We start from the raw sequence: 20,506 nt of genomic DNA on the forward strand, positions 1-20,506 counted from the left end.
CGATAAAGGTTGCAACGGACGGCACCAGATGCCGTCCGTTGTCGTTTGAGGATGTACGGCATGCCTGACACTGGGGAACCGAGAGCGCTGGGGAGCGCCGATATTGGACGGATCATGCAGCTTTTGCCGCATCGATATCCGTTCCTGCTGATCGACCGCCTGGTCGATCTCGACGGCGAGCAATCGGGCGTCGGCATCAAGAACGTGACCATGAACGAACCGTTCTTCCAGGGACATTTCCCCGGCCGGCCGGTCATGCCGGGGGTGCTGCTCATCGAATGCATGGCCCAGACCGCCGGCGCCCTGGTGCTCAATCACCTGGGCGACGAGCATGCCGGCAAGCTGGTGTTCTTCATGTCGATCGACAAGGCGCGCTTCCGCAAGCCGGTGGTGCCGGGTGACACGGTGCGTTTCCCGGTCAAGTTGATCCAGCGGCGCCCGCCTGTCTGGCGCTACGCGGCCGAGGCGATCGTCGACGGCAAGAAGGTGGCCGAGGCTGAGATCGGCGCCATGCTCATGAACGAGCGCGGCCAGTAGGCGCCGCCGTCGTTATCTATCTCCGCACTGGACTGCGTTCGAGGGGCCTCAGCACGGTCTCGCTTTGGGCGAGCCTCCGGAACAGCCGGATGAGCAGCGGGTGGTTCGTCCACCTTCATAAGACAATGGCCGGGTTTTCGGCCCGGCCATCATCGTCCAGTTTTAGAGGGCAGTTATTTGCCGCGCTTGCTCATCTGCACATAATCGCGCTGCGGCGACCCGGTGTAGAGCTGGCGCGGCCGGCCGATGCGCTGTGACGGATCCTCGATCATCTCCTTCCACTGGGCGATCCAGCCGACCGTGCGCGCCACCGCGAAGAGCACAGTAAACATGCTGGTCGGGAAGCCGAGCGCCCGGAGGATGATGCCGGAATAGAAGTCGACATTCGGATAGAGCTTGCGCTCGATGAAGTAGCTGTCATTGAGGGCGACGCGCTCGAGTTCGCGCGCCACGTCGAGCAGCGGATCGTCCTTGATGCCGAGCTCGCCCAGAACCTCATGCGCCGTCTTCTGCATGATCTTGGCGCGCGGATCGTAGTTCTTGTAGACGCGATGGCCGAAGCCCATCAGGCGGATATGCGAGCTCTTGTCCTTCACCTTGGAGATGAATTCCGGGATCTTGTTGGCGTCGCCGATCTCTTCCAGCATCTTGAGCGCCGCCTCATTGGCGCCGCCATGCGCCGGACCCCACAGGCAGGCGATGCCGGCCGCGATGCAGGCGAAGGGATTGGCGCCGGACGAACCGGCGAGCCTGACCGTCGAGGTCGACGCGTTCTGCTCGTGATCGGCATGCAGGATGAAGATGCGGTCCATGGCACGCGCCAGGATCGGGTTGACCTTGTATTCCTCGCACGGCACGGCGAAGCACATGCGCAGGAAGTTGGCGGCATAGGACAGCTCGTTCTTCGGATAAACGAAGGGCTGACCGATGTGATATTTGAAGGCCATCGCCGCGATCGTCGGTAGCTTGGCAATCATGCGGCGTGACGCGATCTCGCGCTGCTTGGGATCGTTGATGTCGGTCGAGTCGTGATAGAAGGCTGACATCGCGCCGACCACGCCGACCATCACCGCCATCGGATGCGCATCGCGCCGGAAGCCCTGATAGAAGCGTGCCATCTGCTCATGGATCATCGTATGCATGGTGATCGCATGTTCGAATTCGCGCCGCTGCGCGGGCGTCGGGAGATCGCCGTAATAGAGCAGGTAACAGGTCTCGAGGAAGTCGCCATGCTCGGCGAGCTGGTCGATCGGATAGCCGCGATAGAGCAGTACGCCGGCATCGCCATCGATATAGGTGATGTCGGACTCGCACGCCGCCGTCGAGGTGAAGCCCGGATCGTAAGTGAACACACCGGCATCGCGATAGAGATGGCCGATATCGACGACGTCGGGTCCGACCGTTCCCTTGCGGACCGGAAGCTCATACGATTTGTTGTCTATGGTGAGGGTGGCGGAGGTCTGCGCCACATCTGCGGTTTTCTTGGTCGCGGCTGTTGTTGTCATATCTTCTGTCCCTGCCGTTATCCGTTATATGACCAAAGTTTATTGCAGTGCACCATGACGGTCAACCAGACTTAAGGGCATCCGCAATACGGTTTAATGACTCCGCGCGGCCGAGAACGTCGAGCACATCGAAGATACCAGGTGACGTGCTGGTTCCCGTGAGCGCCGCGCGCAAGGGTTGCGCCAGCTTTCCGAGCTTGGCGCCGGTTGCTTCCGCATGCGCCTTGACGGCGGCCTCGACGCTCTGGACATTCCACTCTGTTGCCTCAAGCACCGGTAGAAGCGCCGTCAGCGCGGCGACGCCGCCATCCGCCATGATCTGCCGCGCTTTGTCGTCGAGCGTCAGCGGACGCTCGGCGAACAGGAACTGCGCGCTCTTCATCAGGTCGACGAGAGTCTTGGCGCGCTCCTTGAGGCCCGGCATGGCGCGCAGCAGTTTCGCTTTCATGCCGGCATCGATGCGGCCGAGCATTTCGGGGCCGCCCGCGACATGCGGCAGGAAGGTGATGAAAGCCGCGAGCAGTTCGGCATCGGGCGTGCCGCGCATATAGTGGCCGTTGAGATTCTCGAGCTTCACGAAATCGAAGCGCGAGGGCGACTTGCCGATCGCATCGAGACCGAACCAGTCGACCATCTGCTCGGTCGAAAAGATCTCGTCATCGCCATGGCTCCAGCCGAGGCGGGCGAGATAGTTGCGCATCGCGGCCGGCAGATAGCCCATGGCGCGGTAGGCCTCGACGCCGAGCGCGCCGTGGCGCTTCGACAGCTTGGCGCCGTCCGGCCCATGGATCAGCGGCACATGCGTCATCTCCGGCACGTGCCAGCCCATCGCTTTGTAGATCTGCGTCTGGCGCGCCGCATTGGTGAGATGGTCGACGCCGCGGATGATATGGGTCACGCCCATATCGTGGTCATCGACCACGACGGAGAGATTGTAGGTCGGGTTGCCGTCGGAACGCAGGATGATGAGATCGTCGAGTTCCTTGTTCTGGAATACGACGCGACCCTGGGCGTGGTCCTCGATCACCGTCTCGCCCTGCTGGGGCGACTTGAAGCGGATCACCGGCTTGACGCCGGCGGGCGCGGTGGCGGGATCGCGGTCGCGCCACGTGCCGTCATAACGGACCGGGCGCTTCTCGGCCTCGGCCTTCTCGCGCATCGCCTGCAACTCTTCGGGGCTGCAGTAGCAGCGATAGGCATGGCCCTTGGCGAGCAGGATCTCGGCCACCTCGCGATGGCGCGAGGCGCGCGCATATTGCGATACGGCTTCACCATCCCAGTCGAGCCCGAGCCAGGTCAGGCCATCGAGAATGGCGTCGACCGCTTCCGGAGTCGAGCGCTCGCGGTCGGTATCCTCGATGCGCAGCAGCATCTTGCCGCCGCGGTTCTTGGCATAGGCCCAGTTGAACAGAGCGGTGCGGCCGCCGCCGATATGGAGGAAGCCGGTGGGCGAGGGAGCAAAACGTGTGATGACGGACGATGACATGGCCGCTTTTCTTGGCAAATATGGGGTTCGGGATGTTGGGCGGGGCTTAGCATAGAGCCCCGGCCTGTGTAAGGGGCGGTGCGTGGCGGACTGGGTTCAGGATGTCGGCGCGGAGCAAGGCGCAAGGCTTGATTGGCGCGCCTGGCTGGGCACCCTTGTCGCCCGCCAGTCCGGCACCTTATTCCTGTGGTCGCCGGTCTGCCTGATGGCCGGCATCTGGGGCTATTTCGCCCTGCCGCGCGAGCCGCCTTCATGGGCCTTGGGCGTGATCCTTCTGTTCCTGGCGTTCCTCTTCTGGCTGGTCCGGATAAGGCGCGGTCTTGTCGCGACGGTCCTGGTGCTGGCGCTTCTGGGCTTCAGCCTTGCCAAGCTCAGGACCGAATGGGTCGCGAATCCCGCAATCAGGGCGCCGACCGGTGAGGTCGTGCTGACCGGCGTAGTCGAGGATTTCGAGCTTCGTGGCCCCAAGCGGGGGGCGGTGGTCCTGCGTATCCTGGCGCTCGAAGGCAAGGGCGTCACCCGCCTGCCATCCCTGGTGCGCCTCACCCTATCCGGCGGGACGCGATTGCGGCCGGGGCAGGTGGTCAAGGCCAAGGCCCAGCTTTTCCCTCTGCCGTCCCCCGTCATTCCCGGCGGCTATGATCACGGCCGGACCTTGTGGTTCCAGGGCATCGGTGCGACCGGCCGTCTCTACGGCGACATTGCGATCGAGGGCAGCGATGCATCCTGGCGCCTGCGCTTCAAGGCGGCGGTGCAGGATCTGCGCGATGCGATCGGGGAGCGTATCCGCGCAGTGATCCCGCCTGAGCGCAGCGGCGTCGCGGAGGCGCTGATCACCGGCGAACGGGGCAGTATCCCCCGCGCGGTGAATGACAGCCTCCAGACATCGGGACTGGCGCACATCCTCTCTATTTCGGGCCTGCATATGACCCTGGTGGCGGGCCTGTGCTTCTGGCTGGTGCGCGCCGTGCTGGCGCTGTCGCCGGCGCTTGCCACGTCCTATCCGATCAAGAAATGGGCCGCCGTGGCAGGGCTTGCGATGGGCTTCGCCTATATGATTCTGGCGGATGCATCGGTCGCCACCCAGCGCTCCTACATCATGCTGGCGGTGATTTTCATCGCCATTCTCTGCGACCGGCCGGCTCTGTCGCTGCGCAACCTCGCCATCGCCGCCCTGATCATCCTGGTCGCCTTTCCGGAGGCGGCGCTCAGCGCGAGCTTCCAGATGTCCTTTCTCGCGGTCATGGGCATTCTCGCCTTCCATGAGGTGTGGAGCAAATGGCTGAAAGAGGAGGAGCCTGCCTATGGTCCGGTCGGGCGCTTATGGCGGTGGGGGTATCATGGCGTTTCAGCGGCCGCCTTCACCTCGCTGGCCGCAGGCGGCCTGTCTTCGATTGCCGCCGCCTATCACTTCGGCCGTCTCGCGCCCTATGGGCTGATCGCCAATCTCCTGGCCTTTCTGGCCATGTCCGTCCTAGTGATGCCGATGGCCCTGTTCTCGGTTCTCGCCATGCCATTGGGCCTGGAAGCCGGGCCGCTGCGCGCCATGGATTGGGGCCTCGTCTGGGTGCAGGCGGTTTCGGATTGGGTGGCGGGCCTGCCCAAGGCGCAGGGTATGGTGCCGGCGCTGCCGCTGCCCAGCGCCATCCTGCTGGGCCTGGCGGCGATCGTCCTCTGCCTGACCCGTGGTCCGCTTCGCGGCGCGGCCCTACTCCTGTCACTAATCTCGTTTATATTCATATGGTTGAGAGAGGATCCTGATATCCATGTTGAGACAGCGGCCAAGACCATGGCGGCGCGCGGGGCGGAGGGCGACCTCATCCCGGTCCAGGCGCGGCGGGGACGCTTTGCCGTGAGCCAGTGGCTGCGTCAGGAAGGCGACGACGCACAGCCGGCGGAAGCGGCGCGCCGTCCCGGCTGGACATGTGTCGAGGATGTCTGCCGGACGAGCATCCAGGGCACGCGGGTGGTTTATGTGGGCAAGGAGGTGCCGGCCATGGCGCTGCCTTGTGCCGAGGCGGACATCCTCGTCACAGGTTTTCCGCTGCGCGGCCGTTGCCGGTCGGTGAGGCTGCGCATCGACCGCTTCTCGGTGTGGCGCAAGGGCGCCCATGCCCTCTATATCGACGGCGATACCATTCGCATCGAAACGGCGCGGGATCTTCAGGGTGAGCGACCTTGGGTAATTATGCCTGAGCCGCGTCGCAAGGACACATCGCGCCCCTAAGGTGAAAAGTGCATGGCTCTGCCCATGACCGATCAGCATCAGCAGAAAGCCGCTGACGCGCTCGCCGAGCTGCGTCGGCGCATTGACGGCGTCGACAGCGAGCTCGTGGCGCTGCTTGCCAAGCGTCAGCGCTGTGTCGAAGAGGTCATCGAGATCAAGCGCACGGCCCAGCTGCCGGCGCGCATCCCGGCGCGGATCGATGAAGTTCTGGCCCATATCCGCAAACTCGCCGTCGCGGCCGATGTCGAGCCTGATCTTGCGGTGGCCGTGTGGCGCGAGATGATCGAACAGTTCATCGCCTTTGAAGAGCGGCAGATTTAATTTAAAGAGTCTCTCGAAAATTCCTCACTAACGTTTTGATATCTAGCCGCAAATCTTCCTGAGGCCGGCCCAGTCGGTATCATTGAGCGTGGGGCGCGCCGTAACGCCTTGCGGCAGAGGCTTGATCGCGTCGATGCGTTCATCGGTCACCGGATGGGTCGACATGATGTCGGTCATCGTGCCGAACAGGCCACCCGAATCGCCCTTGCCCTCGAGCTTCTTCAGCTCCTCGAAGAACCGCTTGAGGCCCGTCGGATCGATGGCGGCCTTGACCAGCATGTCCTGGGCATAGGAATCGGCCTCGCGCTCGGCGTCGCGCGAAAAGCGCAGGATCGCCAGCAGGCCGGCAAAACCGCTGATCGAATCCCCGCCGCCCGAGACGATCTGGAGCAGGAGTTCGATGCCCATGGCGCGGATGAGCTGCGCTTCGGCATGGCGGTGCTGGACATGGCCGATCTCATGGGCGAGGACGCCGGCGACCTCGTCGGCGCTGCGGGCCGCATCGATCAGCTTGCGCGTCATCACGATGCGCCCGCCGGGCAAGGCGAAGGCATTGAGCATGCTGAGATCGTAGACCTTGAGCTCGAAGGGCGGCGCGTCCGGGTTGTCCTCCATGAGACGGGCGCTCAGCGTGCGCAGCAGCGCGTTGCTGCTGCTCGTGGCGCAGAGCTTGCCGTCACCGGCGAAGCTCGCCTCGACCTGGTCGCCGAGATTCTTGCGCCAGCTGTCGGGCAGGATGAAAGCCAGCGACTGCGGGGCATAGGAGAGGGTGAGATAGAGGACGGCGATGGCGGCGAGGGCGCTCGCGCCGATGATCGCGGCGAGTCGGCCGGCGCGCTTGAGATTGGGGCCGCCGGCGAGATGCGGCACGAGACGGACGAGCTCGCGGGCGAAGCTCTCCTGGGTGATGACGAGGCGGGCGCCCGGGAAGGCCTCATGGCTGAGGCGCAGCGGGTAGCCGGCGCGCATCGGCGCCACGGCGGCGAGGCCGGCGAGGCTCCAGACACGTGGCGTGACTTCCGGGCCTCCGATGGCGAGCCCGTCCGGCACCAGTTCCAGGGAAACGGCGTGATCGCGGGCGATCTCGCCGTCGAAAAAGCGCGCATCGGTCCGCATGCTCAGATGCCTCCCACATCGAAGGCGTCGGCGAGACCCTCGCCGGTGCGTCCCACCGCTTCACGCGACTGCATGATCCGGTCGATATCGACGGTGCCCTGGACCGACATGCGGCGGCAGAAATAGCGCACCAGCCTCTGCTGCGCGAAGGGTGTCGCGATGCCGAGCGTGAAGATCACCAGCAGCAGATTGCCGATAATGAGGGCGATCAAGCTCCAGCCCGTCGCGGCGATCGTGAAGCGCGCCTGGTCGAGCGTGGTGTAGGAGGCGAAGATCGCGATCTCGCGCGCCGTGTAGAACGCCCAGATCATGGAGTAGAGCGCCCCGAAGACGAAGAAGCCGGCAAAGAAGGCAAAGACGATGAGGATGCTGAATGCGGCGCTGGGCTTGTCGTCCAGGACCGTTCTGGGCCAATCGCCGAGCCCATAGATGCTGAAGCCGATCAGCACCGCCAGGAGGATGAGGGCGACGAACGATATCCCCCAGCACACGGCATAGGGGCCGTAGAGTGGTCCGGCCCGGCCGCGGAAGCGGAACGGCATGGTGCCGATGCGCATGTCGCCGGTCATACGTTCCTGCAGGTTGAGATTCATCGCCGGGGTCGACCAGCCGAGGGTCATGCCGCTGAGCAGGCTGGTGGCGAAATAGAGGAGGCTGTAGGTCCAGGACGAGCCGACAAGGGCGCCCCTGATGCCGCGCCACAAGGTGCGCGACAGCTGATAGCGCCGCGCCCGGTACAGCGCCATGCCCCAGAACAGCAGAAAGAACAGGAAGAGGAGGAGGTTGACGACGATGAGCAGGGGATGCTCCGGCCCGAGCGAAAGCTGCAGCACCATGAGGAGGATAATGACCGGCAGGAAGAACAGGCCGAAGACGATGAGCGCCCCCAGGAACAGCTCGCCGCCGCGGCCGGTATATTCGAGAGGTTCGCCATTGATATGGACGCAACCCCAGATATGCTTGCGGACATTGGTCTTTGCCCAGAAGCGGTAAATGGTCAGGGTGACCACGAAGAGCAGGGCGTTGATGAGGGCGATCCGCCCGAGGCCCGGTTTATCGACATATTCGATGGAAATGGGGGTGCCGGCGCCGGCCCCCGCCGCGTCAACTGCCTTAAAATCCATGGTATTCCCGCCGTCCTTGCAACCAGTTTTCCAGCTCTGCAAGCTTAAGTAACAGAATGTTGCAGAAATGTCACAGGGCGAGCTTTTGTTAAGTAAGCCCCAAAGCCTGCCATAATCAACCTTCCATCCGCCAAATTTTGCCAATAACCCTATGTCCGGGAAGCTGTCGGGATGCAAGACAGCCCCAAAATGGGACATGAGCCGGATTCAGGGGCGGCGACACGGACAGACTATGGATGCAAAAACCATAACAAAAACAAGACTCCCCAGCCGCCATGTGACTGAAGGTCCGCAGCGGGCCCCACACCGGGCTTTCCTCTACGCCATGGGCCTGTCGCAGGCCCAGATCAATCAGCCTTTGGTCGGCGTAGCGTCCTGCTGGAACGAGGCCGCGCCCTGCAATATCTCGCTCATGCGCCAGGCCCAGGCGGTGAAGCGCGGGGTTGCCGCCGCCAACGGCACGCCACGCGAATTCTGCACCATCACGGTCACCGACGGCATTGCCATGGGACACCAGGGCATGAAGGCCTCGCTCATGTCGCGCGAATGCATCGCCGATTCGGTCGAATTGACCATGCGCGGCCATTGCTATGACGCGCTCGTCGGCGTCGCCGGCTGCGACAAGTCCTTGCCGGGCATAATGATGGCCATGGTCCGCCTCAACGTGCCCTCGGTTTTCATCTATGGCGGCTCGATCCTGCCCGGCACCTTCAAGGGTCGGCCGGTGACCATCCAGGACGTCTTCGAAGCGGTCGGCATGCATTCGGTCGGCCGGATGAGCGATGCCGACCTCGAGACGCTGGAGCAGGCCGCCTGTCCTTCGGCGGGCTCCTGCGGCGCCCAGTTCACCGCCAACACCATGGCGACGGTGGCCGAGGCGATTGGCCTGGCTTTGCCCTATTCCTGTGGCGCGCCCGCCCCCTACGAGATCCGCGACACCTTCTGCTTCGCCTCCGGTGAAAAGGTGATGGAGCTCGTCGCGCGCAATATCCGCCCGCGCGATATCGTGACCCTGAAGGCGCTCGAAAACGCGGCGACCGTGGTGGCGGCCTCCGGCGGCTCGACCAATGCGGCGCTGCATCTGCCGGCCATCGCCCATGAATGCGGCATCAAGTTCGATCTCTTCGACGTCGCCGAGATCTTCAAACGCACGCCCTATATCGCCGACCTGAAGCCGGGCGGCAAATATGTCGCCAAGGACATGTTCGAGGCGGGCGGCATTCCGCTCCTGATGAAAACGCTGCTCGACCATGGCTTCCTGCATGGCGACTGCCTGACGGTGACCGGCCGGACGGTGGCCGAGAACATGGCCAAGGTGAAATGGAATCCGGACCAGGATGTCGTGCGTCCGGCCAATAACCCGATCACCCGGACGGGCGGCGTCGTCGGGCTGAAAGGCAATCTCGCGCCGGACGGCGCCATCGTCAAAGTGGCCGGCATGAAGAATCTGAAATTCTCAGGCCCCGCTCGTTGCTTCGATACCGAGGAGGACTGCTTCGCGGCGGTGACCAACCGCCAGTACAAGGAAGGCGAGGTGCTGGTCATCCGCTATGAGGGCCCGCGCGGCGGCCCTGGTATGCGCGAGATGCTGGCGACCACGGCGGCGATCTATGGCCAGGGCATGGGCGACAAGGTGGCGCTCATCACCGATGGCCGCTTTTCCGGCGCCACCCGCGGCTTCTGCGTCGGCCATGTCGGGCCTGAAGCCCAGCTCGGCGGTCCGATCGGCCTGATCAAGGACGGCGACATCATCACCATCGACGCCGAGACGGGGAGCCTCGATGTGAATGTCACAGTTGCGGAACTTTCTCGCCGTAAAAAGGACTGGAAGCCGCGCGAACATGGCTATGGAGCCGGCGCGCTATGGAAATATGCGCAGCAGGTTGGTCCCGCTGTGGGCGGTGCTGTGACCCATCCCGGAGGATTGCACGAAGGTGTTTGCTACGCCGATATATAATCGGCGCGCGAGTATGTGGGCGCGTGGAGTAGTTGCGACAGTTGCGGTGATCACCGCCTGGCTCGCCTTCCACCTCGATTCCGCCCGCGCCGAGGATGGCGGCTGGACCTCCGATTTCTACTCCTATATGCCGGCGACGCCGGACATCAAGACGCCGGACCTCGACTTCATCCCCTTCTGGACCGACGACCTGAAGAAGGCCAAGCGGGCCTATAAGGAGGGCGACTTCGCCAAGGCGCGCAAATATTTCGAGCGCGCTTCCGACGACAACAACATCGTCGCCGACTGGTATCTGGGCCACATGTATCGCCTGGGCCGCGGTGTGCCGCGCGACGACGCCAAGTCCTTCTCCTATTACGGCCGTGTCGCCGATGCCTTCGATTCGGAGGAAAGCGACCAGAACCGGCTCCGCATCATGGTCGATGCCCTGGTGCGGGTTGCGGATTTTTACCGCACCGGCAGCAAGGAGGCGGGCGTCAATCAGAATTTCGACCGCGCCAACCGCATCTATCGTCTCGCCGCCACCTATGGCCATCCGGCGTCGCAATATGCGCTGGGCGTCATGGCGCTGCGCGGCCAGGGCATGCGCAAGCAGCCGGAGCAGGGGCTGCGTTGGCTCCTGGCGGCGGCGAAGAAGCGTTATGCGCCGGCCGAGGCCTCCCTCGGCGATCTCTATTGGAAGGGCGAGGTGGTGCGCCGCGACCGCACCCGCGCCATCATGTGGTATCTGCTCGCCCGCTCGACGACGCGCCCGGGCGAGGCGCCCGGCATCTATGACCAGCTCGACAAGATGCTGGCCGAGACGACCGAGGCCGAAAGGCTGGAGGCGGAAGCGCGCGCCACCGTCTGGGCCGACCAGTATCCGGCCGACGACGAGGCCAATCAGACGCCGGAATAATCGGGCGTCCGCTCTCCCGAGCACAATCACCTGCGAAGTTGTTCAACCGCGGCGGCATCGCCGGCGGATGCGCGCGTTATCGCCGCCATAGATATCGCCATGGGAACAATGAATTTGCGCGCCAAGCGAAAGGAAACGAAAACCGGACGAACGAAAACAAAGAGGGACGTGATGGGAGAGGTCGACGCGCAAGGGCAATCGCAAGTCTGGGTGGCCGCCATCCGTGCCGCCGACCTGGCGCCGAATGACGCGACCCGCATCCAGCACAACCAGTCCTGCATCGCGCTCTACAATCTCGATGGTCGCTTTTACGCGACGGCGGGCATCTGCACCCACGCGCATGCGTTCCTGTCCGAAGGCTACATCAACGGCCAGACCATCGAATGCCCGCTGCACCAGGGCCTGTTCCACATTCCCACGGGCAAGCCGCTGTCGCCGCCCGTCACCGAAGCTTTGAAGACCTATCAGACCAAGATCGAGCAGGGGACCGTCTATGTCCTCGTCGATGGAGGATAAGCCGCCACGAAGCAACCATCCGAGAGAAAGATCTCCGGATAACCCCATGGGAGGAAATCGATGCCAGCCGTTTCACGTCGCCAGCTTTTGAAAAGCGCCGCGGGTCTAGCCTGCGCCGCCGCACTGCCGGGTCTCGCCAGCACACCTGCGAGCGCCGCGCCGGTGCACGATCTTCTCAATGCTCTGATCAAGAAATATTCCGATGCCGCCAAGGCCGCCATGGCCAATGCCGACATCAAGGCGCTGTTCGAGAAGGACGGTTTCCGCGACTATCTCGATGTCTACCCGGTCGGCGATCTCGCCGGCGGCTTCGTCTGGAAGCCGGGCATGGGCGCGAGCTTCACCGGCCCTTACAGCAAGCTTCAGATCAAAGCGCCGTTCACGGACTATCTGCCGATGAACGAGGGACCGGTGCTCGACAAGGCCAAGACCTATCGCATCGGCTTCGTCTTCCACGGCTTCAACCATCCCTGGCTGATCAGCCTCGCGGACACGGCGGCCTGGGAGGCGGCACGCCACCCCAATGTCCAGCTCGAAGTCATCGACGCGGAGTTCGACGACAACAAGATGGGGCAGGTGATCGATACCTGGATCGCCAAGAAGTTCGACGGCATCGTGCTGTGGCCCTCGCGCGAGGCGCCGATGGGACCGCCGGTCGACCGCGCCATCGCCGCCGGCATACCGGTGGTGAGCCTCGACCGCCGTACGTCCTCGGAAGTGATCAGTTCCGAAGTTCTCGGCAACTTCTACGCCAACGGCCTGCAGCAGGGACTCTATCTCCAGCACGCCGCGGCGGGAGCGGGCGCCATGATCTGCAATCGCAAGGATCTCGGCAGCACGGCGGACTCGATCCGCACCGGTTCCTATTTGGAAGTGATCGGCAACAGCCCCGACTATAAGGTCCTGGCGAACTATCACACCAACAGCCAGCGCACCCTGGCCTTCAAGGCGACCGCCGATGCGCTGCAGGCCTTCAAGGACATCGCGATCATCTTCAATACCGGCGGCGAGGAGGCGATGGGCGCCCTCGATGCGGTGCGCGAGGCAGGACGGCTCAACAGCGCGCCCGGAGGCAAGAAGATCATCATCCTCGCCAATGACGACGCCCGCGAGGTGCTGAAGGAGATCCGCGCCGGCAATATGGACATGGTGGCGCCCTATACGCCGCTCATCGGCGACATCGGCATCCGCGCCGTCATCGCGCATATCGGCCACAAGGCGGGACTGCTGCCCGAGGCGCCGCCCAAGCTCATCCTGACGCCCAATCTGCCGATGATCACGCGGGAGAAGATGACCATCGAGGGCATCGAGACACTGACACCGGACGAATGGCCCTATGCCTATGGTCCGGAAGTGGCCAGCTGACCGCACGCGACGGGAGCATCAGCCATGTCAGGGTCAGCAGCATGAGCGCTGTCGACGACACCCATGCGGCGCGTTCCGCGCCTGCGATCAGGCACCCGGCTCCGTTCCGGGCGCAGATCGGCGGTTTGAGCCGCATTGCCATCCTTCTGCTGCTGGTTCTGACGGCGCAGCTCGTGACGCCGTCCTTCCTGGCGCCCGCCAACCTGCAGGTGATCCTGATGGCGGTCGCCGCCATCGGTGTCATGGCCATCGGCATGACGCTGGTGGTGATCGCCGGCGAGATCGACCTGTCGATCGCCGGCGTCGCCATTCTCGCTTGTGTGTTGGGCGGTATCCTGATCCCGACGGGATCGCCGGTGCTCGTCATCGGTGTGACGCTTCTCACCGGGCTCGTCCTGGGCCTGATCAACGGAATCCTGGTCGCCGGTTTGCGCATCCCCTCCCTGATCGCAACGCTCGGCATGCTCGGCATCGCCCGGGCGCTGGCCAATATCGCCTCTGGCGGCCAGGCGCTTTATCCCGAAAGCATCGGACCTTATGTCTGGCTCGGCCGCGGCACTCTGCTCGGGCTGCCGGTTCCGGTGCTCATTCTTCTCGTCCTGACGGTTCTCGCCATCGCGTTGACGCGCTTCTCGATCTTCGGGCAAGCGCTCTACGCCACCGGCGGCAATGTCAAGGCGGCGCGCTTGTCGGGCATCAATGTGGCGGCCGTCCGGATTGCGGTGTTCATGCTATGCGGCTTCTGCGCGGCGCTCGCCGGCATGCTCGACAGCGCCAGGCTCTCTTATATCAACCCGTCGGGCTTCGAGGGGATCGAGCTCAGCGTTCTGGCGGTGACGGTGCTGGGCGGCGCTGCCCTTTCCGGTGGCAAAGGCACCATCACCGGAACCCTGGTGGCGGCGCTCATCATCGGCGTCGTCAACAATCTGCTCAACCAGCTGGGCGTCAGCATCTATCTCCAGCAGGTGGCGATCGCCGCCGTTATTCTGGCCGTCGTGCTGCCGGATGCGCTCAAGCGGGGGACCGGCAAATGAGCGATGCTACTCTCAAGAGTTCATCCGCAAGCTTTCCTTCGCTGGTGACGTTGCTGCGCGCCGAGCCGCTGCTGTGGCTCATCGCGGCGATCATCGTCACCGGCGCCGTGACGTCGGAATATTATCTGACCGGCCAGAATATCGAAAATCTCCTGCGCAGTGTGTCGGTCTTCGGCCTGCTGGCGCTTGGCATGACGGTGGTCATGCTGACCGGCCGTATCGACCTGTCGGTCGCCGCCACGATGATCTTCTCGATCGTGGTGGGGGTGAAGGTCATGGTGCTGCTGGGCGACGGCCTCGGCCTGCGCTGGCTGGTGAAAGGCAATACTTACGCTGGGCCGAGCCTGCCGTTCCTCGCCATCGCGATCGTCACCGGCTGCGCCGTCGGTGCCGTCAACGGCATCGGCATCGCCTATTTCCGCATCGCGCCCTTCATCATGACGCTCGTGTCGCTGACCGCGCTGCGCGGTTTCAACTATGTGCTGACCGACGGCCACCCTTACTATCTGCGCTCGCCCGTTTTCGCCTTCATCGGCGATCAGGTGGTCCTCGGCATCCCCTTCAGCACATTGGTCTTCCTGGCGGTGCTCGTCGCCTTGATCCTGTTCGTGAACGGCACGGTTGCCGGGAGCCGCTTCTATGCGATCGGCGGCAGCGAGCGGGCGGCGCTTTATGCCGGCATCAGGACCGAGCGTTTCGTCGTATTGGCTTACATGATCAGCGGCTTCTGCGCCGCGCTCGCCGGCATCCTGTTCACCGCGCGGCTCAAATCGGTCGATGCGCCGTTGGCTTCGGGCTACGAACTGACCGCCATCGCCATCGCGGTGATCGGCGGCACGGCGCTGTCGGGCGGTGTCGGCTCGCCATGGCGCACATTGCTGGGCAGTCTCGTCTTCGCCTCGGGCCTCAATCTTTTGGCCATCTGGGGCATCGGCACCTGGTATCAGAATCTCATTGTCGGCACAGTGCTCATCGCCGCGGTCGCGCTTTCCCGCATCGGCCGTCCGCGTGCATCCAGCTAGGGAGTTCAACTTGCGCGGTCATCTCACCCTCGGAATAGACATCGGCACCACCAATGTGAAGGCCGCCATCCTTGATACGAATACCGGCAAGCTTGTCGCGTTCGGGTCGAAAGAGCATCCGCTTTTCCATCCCTTTCCGGGCTGGGCCGAGCAGGAGCCCGGTAATTATTGGTCGGCCGTCGTGTCGGCCATTCGCCAATGCCTCGATCAGGGCCGCTTCGCCGATGACATCGCCGCCGTGGCCTTGTCGGGCCTGGTCGGCGTCACCCTGCCGGTCAACGATCAGGGCCGGCCGCTGCGCCCGGCGATGATCTGGATGGATGCGCGCTCGGAGCCCGAATGCGAGGACATCAGGACGCGGGTCGGCGAGGCGGCGATCAACCGCAACAACGGCAACCGCATCGCGCCGTGGTTCATCGATCCCAAGGCGCTGTGGATCAAGCGCCATGAGCCCCATATCTTCTCGGCCATCCACAAATTTCTGTCGCCGTCGGGCTATTGCACCTTCCGCATGTGCGGCAACTTTACGATGAATACCGGTGATGCCGGGCTCGCTTATGCCTATGAGTATCAGAAGGAGAGCTGGAACGAGGGCATTGCCAATGCGATCGGTATTCCGCTCGAGATGTTCCCGCGGCTCTACCGCTCGCATGAACTCGTCGGCGAGGTGACGCGCCAGGCGGCGGAGGAAACCGGCCTGCGTGCAGGCACCCTGGTCGCGGCCGGTGGCACCGATATCAGCTCGGCGGCGCTCGGCGTCGGCGTCACCAAGGCCGGCCAGGCCTATTATTCGATGGGCACCGGCTCCAATCTGGGCATCATGATCCCGACCGAGCAGCGGGTCGAGGAATACCGTATTCTCAAATGGCCGCATGTGCTGCCGGGTCTCACCATGTTCGACGGTCCGATGGCCTTCACCGGCGCGTCGCTGAAATGGTTCCGCGATCAGTTCGGCGACAGCGAATGGCGCCTCGCCGAAAGGATGGGGCAGAATGTCTTCGACCTGTTCACGGCGCAGGCGATGCAGGTTCCGCCGTGCTCGGATGGGCTGCTCTATCTGCCTTATCTCGGCAATACGCTGTCGCCCAACTGGCACAGCAACGCCACCGGCGCCTTCTTCGGCATCCGCCCGACGACGACGCGCTCGCATTTCATCCGGGCGCTGATCGAGGGCGTGGCGTTCGATCTCTATTCCAACATCCGTATCGCCCGCGAAGCCGGCGTCGCCGTCGATGGCCTCATTCTCAATGGCGGGCCGACCAAAAGCCGCTTCTGGAATCAGATCACCGCCAATGTCGTGAATGTGCCGCTTCAGGTGCCCGATATCGGCGAGGCGGCGCCGATCGGCGATGCCATTCTCGCCGGCACCGCGGCGGGCATCTACAGCTCGCCCGTCGAGCCGCTCGACCGGATCGTCAGGATCAAGGAGACCATCGATCCTGATCCCAAGCTGCATGAGCGGTACCGGGCCTTCTTCGACATCTGGTCGTCCTTCTACCAGCATGTGCGCGGCGACATGGATGCCCATCGCGCACTCGTCGACCGCTACCATTCCGGCTGAGGGGGAAGGGTGATGAGCGAGCATGCGCCGCTTCTCGAGGTGCGGGCGATCCGCAAGGCCTTTCCGGGCGTCGTGGCGCTCGCCGATGTGAGCTTCGATATTTTGCCGGGAGAGGTCCATGCGCTGGTCGGCGAGAACGGCGCCGGCAAATCAACGCTCTTGTCGATCATCAATGGGCTCCAGCTGCCCGACAGCGGCGAGATCCGCCGGGATGGCCAGGCCGTCATGCTGCGCAATCCGTCCGTCGCCCGGGCGCATCGGATCGCGCTGGTCCATCAGGAGCTGGTCCTGTGCCCCAATCTGACGGTGGCCGAGAACATCCTGCTCGGGCAGGAGCCGAAGGGCCGGTTTGGCCGCACCGACCGCAAGGCCATGTATCAGGAGGCGCGCCGGATTCTGGGCGCCATCCATGTCGATCTCGACCCGGCCCGTCCCACCGGCGAGCTCAGCCTCAACGAGCAGCAGATCGTGGAGATATGCCGCGCTCTGGTCAGCGATCCGAAAGTGCTGATCTTCGACGAGCCGACGGCCTCGCTCAATGACGACCAGGTTCAGCATCTCCTGGCCATCATCCGCAACCTCAAGGCCAAGGGTCTCGGCATCGTCTATGTATCGCATCGCCTGGCGGAGGTCTTCGCGCTCGCTGATCGGATCACCGTTCTGCGTGATGGCCGCGCCGTCGCGACATTGCCGGCGGCGGAGTCCAGCGAGGCGGTGGTGATCCGGCATATGGTCGGCCGCGATCCGGCGCCGAACCGGATCGAGCGGGGCACCAGCGGCACGGCCGAGGTGGCGCTCGCCGTGCGCTCGCTCGGTGCCGGCAAATTGTTCGATGATGTCTCCTTCGAGATCCGCAAGGGCGAGATCCTGGGAATCGCAGGGCTGCTCGGCTGCCAGCGCGAAGCTGTGATGCGCGCTCTGTTCGGCGCCTTGCCGGTCGACCGGGGTGAGATCCGCGTGGGCGATAGACCATGCCGGGCGCGGTCGCCGCGCCAGGCGATCGTCCAGGGCTTCGGCTTCCTGCCGGCCGACCGCAAGGGCGAGGGGCTCGTGCTGCCGATGAGTGTCGGCGACAATATCGCGCTGACCATGCTCTGGCGTTTTTCCGCGCTGGGTTTCCTGCGCCGGCGAAAGAAGGACGGCCTCGCCTGGGAGATGATCCGCATGCTGTCCACCAAGGTGGCGAGCCTGTCGCAAGCGGCGCGCGAGCTTTCCGGCGGCAACCAGCAGAAGCTGGTCATTGCCAAGTGGATCGCCCGCGGCGGCGAGGTGTTCCTGGTCGAGGATCCGACGCGCGGCGTCGATGTCGGCGCCAAGCCGCAGATCTGGCGGGCCATCGATGAGCTGACCCGGCAGGGCAAGGCGGTGCTTTTGATCACCAGTGAGCTGCAGGAGCTGATGGATATCAGCGACCGCATCATCGTCATGAGCCGCGGGCGCGTCACCGGGCATTTTGAGCGGCCGGAATTCTCCGTCGAGGGCATCGCGCGCTGCGCCGTGATGTGACGGACCGCACGTCGCCGAAACCGATGCCCGTATCGAAACAATGAATTTCCAATCCCGATACCCCGCATTTAAGGCAGGTCGGGAAGATCGAAACGAGGAATGTGACCATGCAAGGGAATGATTCAGCAAGCTTCGCCGGTATCGGTGGGATCGGTAGCCGCATCTGGCCTCTGACCGGCCCTGAAATCATATCGCGCGATGCCTTGAAGACCTTGCGCGTGCGCGCCAATGCGCCGGGCCTCATCCGGCTCGCCGTCCACATATCCGCCCTGGCGCTAGGCGTCGGCGCCGTCTATCTGAGCAGCGGCACCTGGTGGCTCATGGTGCCGGCCATGCTTCTCTATGGCATCGTCATCGTACTACTCTTCGCGCCGCTGCATGAATGTTCGCATGGCACCGCCTTCCAGTCGCGCTGGCTCAATCACGCTTTGGGTTTCATCGTCGCCTTCCTCACCATGCGGCCGTTCCTCTATTTCAAATACCGGCATGCGGCGCATCACACCTACACCCAGCATGAGGATCACGATCCCGACATCGTGCCGTTCCCGACATCGTTCGGCGATTATCTCCGCCAGATCGCCGGCTTTTCCTTCTGGCCGAAACTGGTGGGAACGCTGTGGCGCGGCTGTCTCGGTCGCTTCTCGGAGGAGGAACGGGAGTTTCTGCCCGAATCCGTCTTTGGCGATGTGAGCCGCGAGATCCGCATCATGTGCGCCCTCTATCTGGCGATCGTCGCGGTTTCGATCTGGACCGGCAGCACGATCGCGCTGATCTACTGGTTCCTGCCGCGCATGTTGGGCGAGCCGGTGCTGCGCGCCATCCGCATGGCCGAGCATACCGGCGCCGAGGAGAGCCCGAACCTTCTCGCCAATACGCGCACCACTCTGGCCAATCCGGTCCTGCGCCTGCTGTACTGGAACATGCCCTATCACGCCGAGCATCATCTGGCCTCCTCGGTGCCGTTCCACGCGCTCGGCAAGCTCCATGAACATGTCTCGCCGCATCTCGAATGTGTGAGCCGGAGCTATTTCCAGGTTCATCGCGACATCCTGCGCGAAGTGCTGAAGGGCAAAAAGCGCGAAATGGCGGCGGGCGAATAGGGGCGATATGACCAAGGATGTCGTCATCGTCGGCGGCGGGCATGCGGGCGGGCGCGTGGCGGAGCGCCTGCGCCATGGCGGCTTCAAGGAGCCGATCCATGTCGTTGGACGCGAGATGGAGTTTCCGTATGAACGGCCGCCGCTCTCCAAAGCCTGCCTGACCGGACCTGAGCCGGTGGCCAACGCTTATCTCATCCCACCGTCGCGCTGGCAGGAGATCGGCGTCACCTTTCATCTCGGCAAAGAGGTGACTGAAATCGACCGCGCCGGGCGCCGCATCAGAATGAATGATGGCCAGGTTCTGCCTTACCGCCATCTGGTCCTCGCCACCGGACTGACGCCCAGGAGCCTGCCGGCACTCACCGAAATTACTCGCCATGTCTCCTATCTGCGCAGCTTCGAAGACGCCCTGCGGCTGCGCACGCGTCTGTGTCCGGGGACGCGGCTGCTCATCGTCGGCGCCGGGTTGATCGGGCTCGAAGTGGCGGCGAGCGCGATTGGCCGGGGTGTCGAGGTCACCATCGTCGAGGCCGGCGAGCGTCCGCTGATGCGTCTCCTGCCGGAGCGCCTGGCGCTGTGGCTGAGTTCGACGCATCGCGCGGCGGGGGTCAGGATTCTCTGTGGGCGCCGGATCGTGCGCGCGGAGTCCGTTGGTGAGACAGTGGCCGTTGCGTTGGATGACGGCACCGACATTTCCGCTGATGAAATTCTGGTGGCGATCGGCGCTGCGCCCAATGACGGCCTCGCTCGGGCCGCGGGGCTCGACGTCGATGACGGCATTGTAGTGAATGCGCGCGGCGAGACCAGCGATCCGGATATCAGCGCCGTCGGCGATGTGGCGCGTCATGACAATGTGAGATTCGGCACGCGCCAGCGCCTCGAATCCTGGCGCAACGCCGAGGATCTGGCCGCCATTGTCGCGGCCAATCTCTGTGGCGATCGTCAGTCTTATGGTGAAGTGCCATGGTTCTGGACCGATCAATATGATTGGAACATCCAGATCGCCGGCACGCCTTCGCCGGGACTTGACGTGCTGGAGCGTGGCGCCATCGGTGTGCGCGGTTATCTCGCTTATTATCTCGAGAGCGGCGCTCTGCGCGGTGCGGTGGGAATCGGCTGCGGCCGCGACATCCGGATGGCGCGCGAGATCATGCGATCGGGAGCCACTGTCGATCAGGCCGACCTTCTGGCCAAGGGCTTCCGCACCGGTGCCGCGCTCGTCGAGGTATAG

Annotated in this window: 17 protein-coding genes; 13 read left to right on the forward strand and 4 right to left on the reverse strand. The window is 64.0% G+C overall.

Going from position 1 to position 20,506, the window contains the following annotated elements; genetic code table 11:
• The first annotated feature begins 60 nt into the window (after window positions 1-60).
• Entirely contained in the window at window positions 61-537 is a 477-nt protein-coding gene (fabZ, locus tag JHL16_RS09645; protein ID WP_137854935.1) for a 3-hydroxyacyl-ACP dehydratase FabZ, read from the forward strand.
• A gap of 173 nt (window positions 538-710) precedes the next feature.
• On the opposite strand, the gene gltA is transcribed toward fabZ, so the two are convergent.
• The gene (gene gltA, locus JHL16_RS09650; protein ID WP_200184995.1) at window positions 711-2,006 is read right to left on the reverse strand and encodes a citrate synthase; all 1,296 of its coding nucleotides are present in this window, start codon (window positions 2,004-2,006) and stop codon (window positions 711-713) included.
• Between the two features lie 97 nt (window positions 2,007-2,103).
• Entirely contained in the window at window positions 2,104-3,528 is a 1,425-nt protein-coding gene (gene gltX / locus JHL16_RS09655; RefSeq protein WP_200184621.1) for a glutamate--tRNA ligase, read from the reverse strand.
• 82 nt (window positions 3,529-3,610) lie between these two features.
• On the opposite strand from gltX, the gene JHL16_RS09660 reads away from it, so the two are divergent.
• Entirely contained in the window at window positions 3,611-5,755 is a 2,145-nt protein-coding gene (locus JHL16_RS09660) for a ComEC/Rec2 family competence protein (RefSeq protein ID WP_200184622.1), read from the forward strand.
• A gap of 12 nt (window positions 5,756-5,767) precedes the next feature.
• Window positions 5,768-6,076: a chorismate mutase gene (locus JHL16_RS09665; RefSeq protein ID WP_246770847.1), complete on the forward strand. Its 309-nt coding sequence runs from the start codon at window positions 5,768-5,770 to the stop codon at window positions 6,074-6,076.
• A gap of 42 nt (window positions 6,077-6,118) precedes the next feature.
• Here JHL16_RS09665 and JHL16_RS09670 read toward each other — a convergent pair whose 3' ends face one another.
• Window positions 6,119-7,192, reverse strand: coding sequence for a M48 family metallopeptidase (locus JHL16_RS09670; RefSeq protein ID WP_200184623.1), 1,074 nt, complete (start codon window positions 7,190-7,192; stop codon window positions 6,119-6,121).
• Between the two features lie 2 nt (window positions 7,193-7,194).
• A complete protein-coding gene (locus JHL16_RS09675) occupies window positions 7,195-8,316 on the reverse strand; it encodes a YjgN family protein (protein ID WP_200184624.1) in 1,122 nt (373 codons plus the stop codon).
• Between the two features lie 232 nt (window positions 8,317-8,548).
• Between JHL16_RS09675 and ilvD the strand changes: the two genes are divergently transcribed.
• From ilvD to JHL16_RS09725, 10 genes are all read left to right on the forward strand, one after another.
• Window positions 8,549-10,273, forward strand: coding sequence for a dihydroxy-acid dehydratase (gene ilvD, locus JHL16_RS09680; protein WP_200184625.1), 1,725 nt, complete (start codon window positions 8,549-8,551; stop codon window positions 10,271-10,273).
• A gap of 13 nt (window positions 10,274-10,286) precedes the next feature.
• Complete coding sequence (locus tag JHL16_RS09685) at window positions 10,287-11,171, forward strand: tetratricopeptide repeat protein (protein WP_200184626.1); 885 nt, start codon at window positions 10,287-10,289, stop codon at window positions 11,169-11,171.
• A 171-nt stretch (window positions 11,172-11,342) separates the two neighbouring features.
• Entirely contained in the window at window positions 11,343-11,687 is a 345-nt protein-coding gene (locus JHL16_RS09690; RefSeq protein ID WP_200184627.1) for a non-heme iron oxygenase ferredoxin subunit, read from the forward strand.
• A gap of 60 nt (window positions 11,688-11,747) precedes the next feature.
• The gene (locus tag JHL16_RS09695; RefSeq protein WP_200184628.1) at window positions 11,748-13,052 is read left to right on the forward strand and encodes a sugar ABC transporter substrate-binding protein; all 1,305 of its coding nucleotides are present in this window, start codon (window positions 11,748-11,750) and stop codon (window positions 13,050-13,052) included.
• 41 nt (window positions 13,053-13,093) lie between these two features.
• Window positions 13,094-14,086 carry an ABC transporter permease gene (locus JHL16_RS09700; protein WP_200184629.1) on the forward strand — a complete coding sequence of 331 codons (993 nt, stop codon included), beginning with the start codon at window positions 13,094-13,096 and terminating at the stop codon, window positions 14,084-14,086.
• A complete protein-coding gene (locus JHL16_RS09705; protein WP_200184630.1) occupies window positions 14,083-15,108 on the forward strand; it encodes an ABC transporter permease in 1,026 nt (341 codons plus the stop codon). Before JHL16_RS09700 ends, JHL16_RS09705 begins: the two co-directional genes overlap by 4 nt.
• A gap of 10 nt (window positions 15,109-15,118) precedes the next feature.
• Complete coding sequence (locus JHL16_RS09710) at window positions 15,119-16,669, forward strand: xylulokinase (RefSeq protein WP_200184631.1); 1,551 nt, start codon at window positions 15,119-15,121, stop codon at window positions 16,667-16,669.
• A 12-nt stretch (window positions 16,670-16,681) separates the two neighbouring features.
• Window positions 16,682-18,175: a sugar ABC transporter ATP-binding protein gene (locus JHL16_RS09715; protein ID WP_200184632.1), complete on the forward strand. Its 1,494-nt coding sequence runs from the start codon at window positions 16,682-16,684 to the stop codon at window positions 18,173-18,175.
• A gap of 107 nt (window positions 18,176-18,282) precedes the next feature.
• The gene (locus JHL16_RS09720) at window positions 18,283-19,275 is read left to right on the forward strand and encodes a fatty acid desaturase (protein ID WP_200184633.1); all 993 of its coding nucleotides are present in this window, start codon (window positions 18,283-18,285) and stop codon (window positions 19,273-19,275) included.
• A 7-nt stretch (window positions 19,276-19,282) separates the two neighbouring features.
• On the forward strand, window positions 19,283-20,506 hold the full coding sequence (locus JHL16_RS09725) for an NAD(P)/FAD-dependent oxidoreductase (RefSeq protein ID WP_200184634.1): 1,224 nt from the start codon (window positions 19,283-19,285) through the stop codon (window positions 20,504-20,506).

The organism is Taklimakanibacter albus, from assembly GCF_016595235.1.
Classification (GTDB): Bacteria; Pseudomonadota; Alphaproteobacteria; order Rhizobiales; family Aestuariivirgaceae; genus Taklimakanibacter; species Taklimakanibacter albus.

What these genes read in the sequence shown, in the direction of transcription:
- fabZ (WP_137854935.1), top strand. Translation starts at nt 61, where the DNA reads ATGCCTGACACTGGGGAACCGAGAGCGCTGGGGAGCGCCGATATTGGA.
- gltX (WP_200184621.1), bottom strand. Translation starts at nt 3,528, where the DNA reads ATGTCATCGTCCGTCATCACACGTTTTGCTCCCTCGCCCACCGGCTTC.
- JHL16_RS09665 (WP_246770847.1), top strand. Translation starts at nt 5,768, where the DNA reads ATGGCTCTGCCCATGACCGATCAGCATCAGCAGAAAGCCGCTGACGCG.
- JHL16_RS09670 (WP_200184623.1), bottom strand. Translation starts at nt 7,192, where the DNA reads ATGCGGACCGATGCGCGCTTTTTCGACGGCGAGATCGCCCGCGATCAC.
- JHL16_RS09675 (WP_200184624.1), bottom strand. Translation starts at nt 8,316, where the DNA reads ATGGATTTTAAGGCAGTTGACGCGGCGGGGGCCGGCGCCGGCACCCCC.
- ilvD (WP_200184625.1), top strand. Translation starts at nt 8,549, where the DNA reads ATGGATGCAAAAACCATAACAAAAACAAGACTCCCCAGCCGCCATGTG.
- JHL16_RS09685 (WP_200184626.1), top strand. Translation starts at nt 10,287, where the DNA reads ATGTGGGCGCGTGGAGTAGTTGCGACAGTTGCGGTGATCACCGCCTGG.
- JHL16_RS09690 (WP_200184627.1), top strand. Translation starts at nt 11,343, where the DNA reads ATGGGAGAGGTCGACGCGCAAGGGCAATCGCAAGTCTGGGTGGCCGCC.
- JHL16_RS09695 (WP_200184628.1), top strand. Translation starts at nt 11,748, where the DNA reads ATGCCAGCCGTTTCACGTCGCCAGCTTTTGAAAAGCGCCGCGGGTCTA.
- JHL16_RS09700 (WP_200184629.1), top strand. Translation starts at nt 13,094, where the DNA reads ATGAGCGCTGTCGACGACACCCATGCGGCGCGTTCCGCGCCTGCGATC.
- JHL16_RS09705 (WP_200184630.1), top strand. Translation starts at nt 14,083, where the DNA reads ATGAGCGATGCTACTCTCAAGAGTTCATCCGCAAGCTTTCCTTCGCTG.
- JHL16_RS09715 (WP_200184632.1), top strand. Translation starts at nt 16,682, where the DNA reads ATGAGCGAGCATGCGCCGCTTCTCGAGGTGCGGGCGATCCGCAAGGCC.
- JHL16_RS09720 (WP_200184633.1), top strand. Translation starts at nt 18,283, where the DNA reads ATGCAAGGGAATGATTCAGCAAGCTTCGCCGGTATCGGTGGGATCGGT.
- JHL16_RS09725 (WP_200184634.1), top strand. Translation starts at nt 19,283, where the DNA reads ATGACCAAGGATGTCGTCATCGTCGGCGGCGGGCATGCGGGCGGGCGC.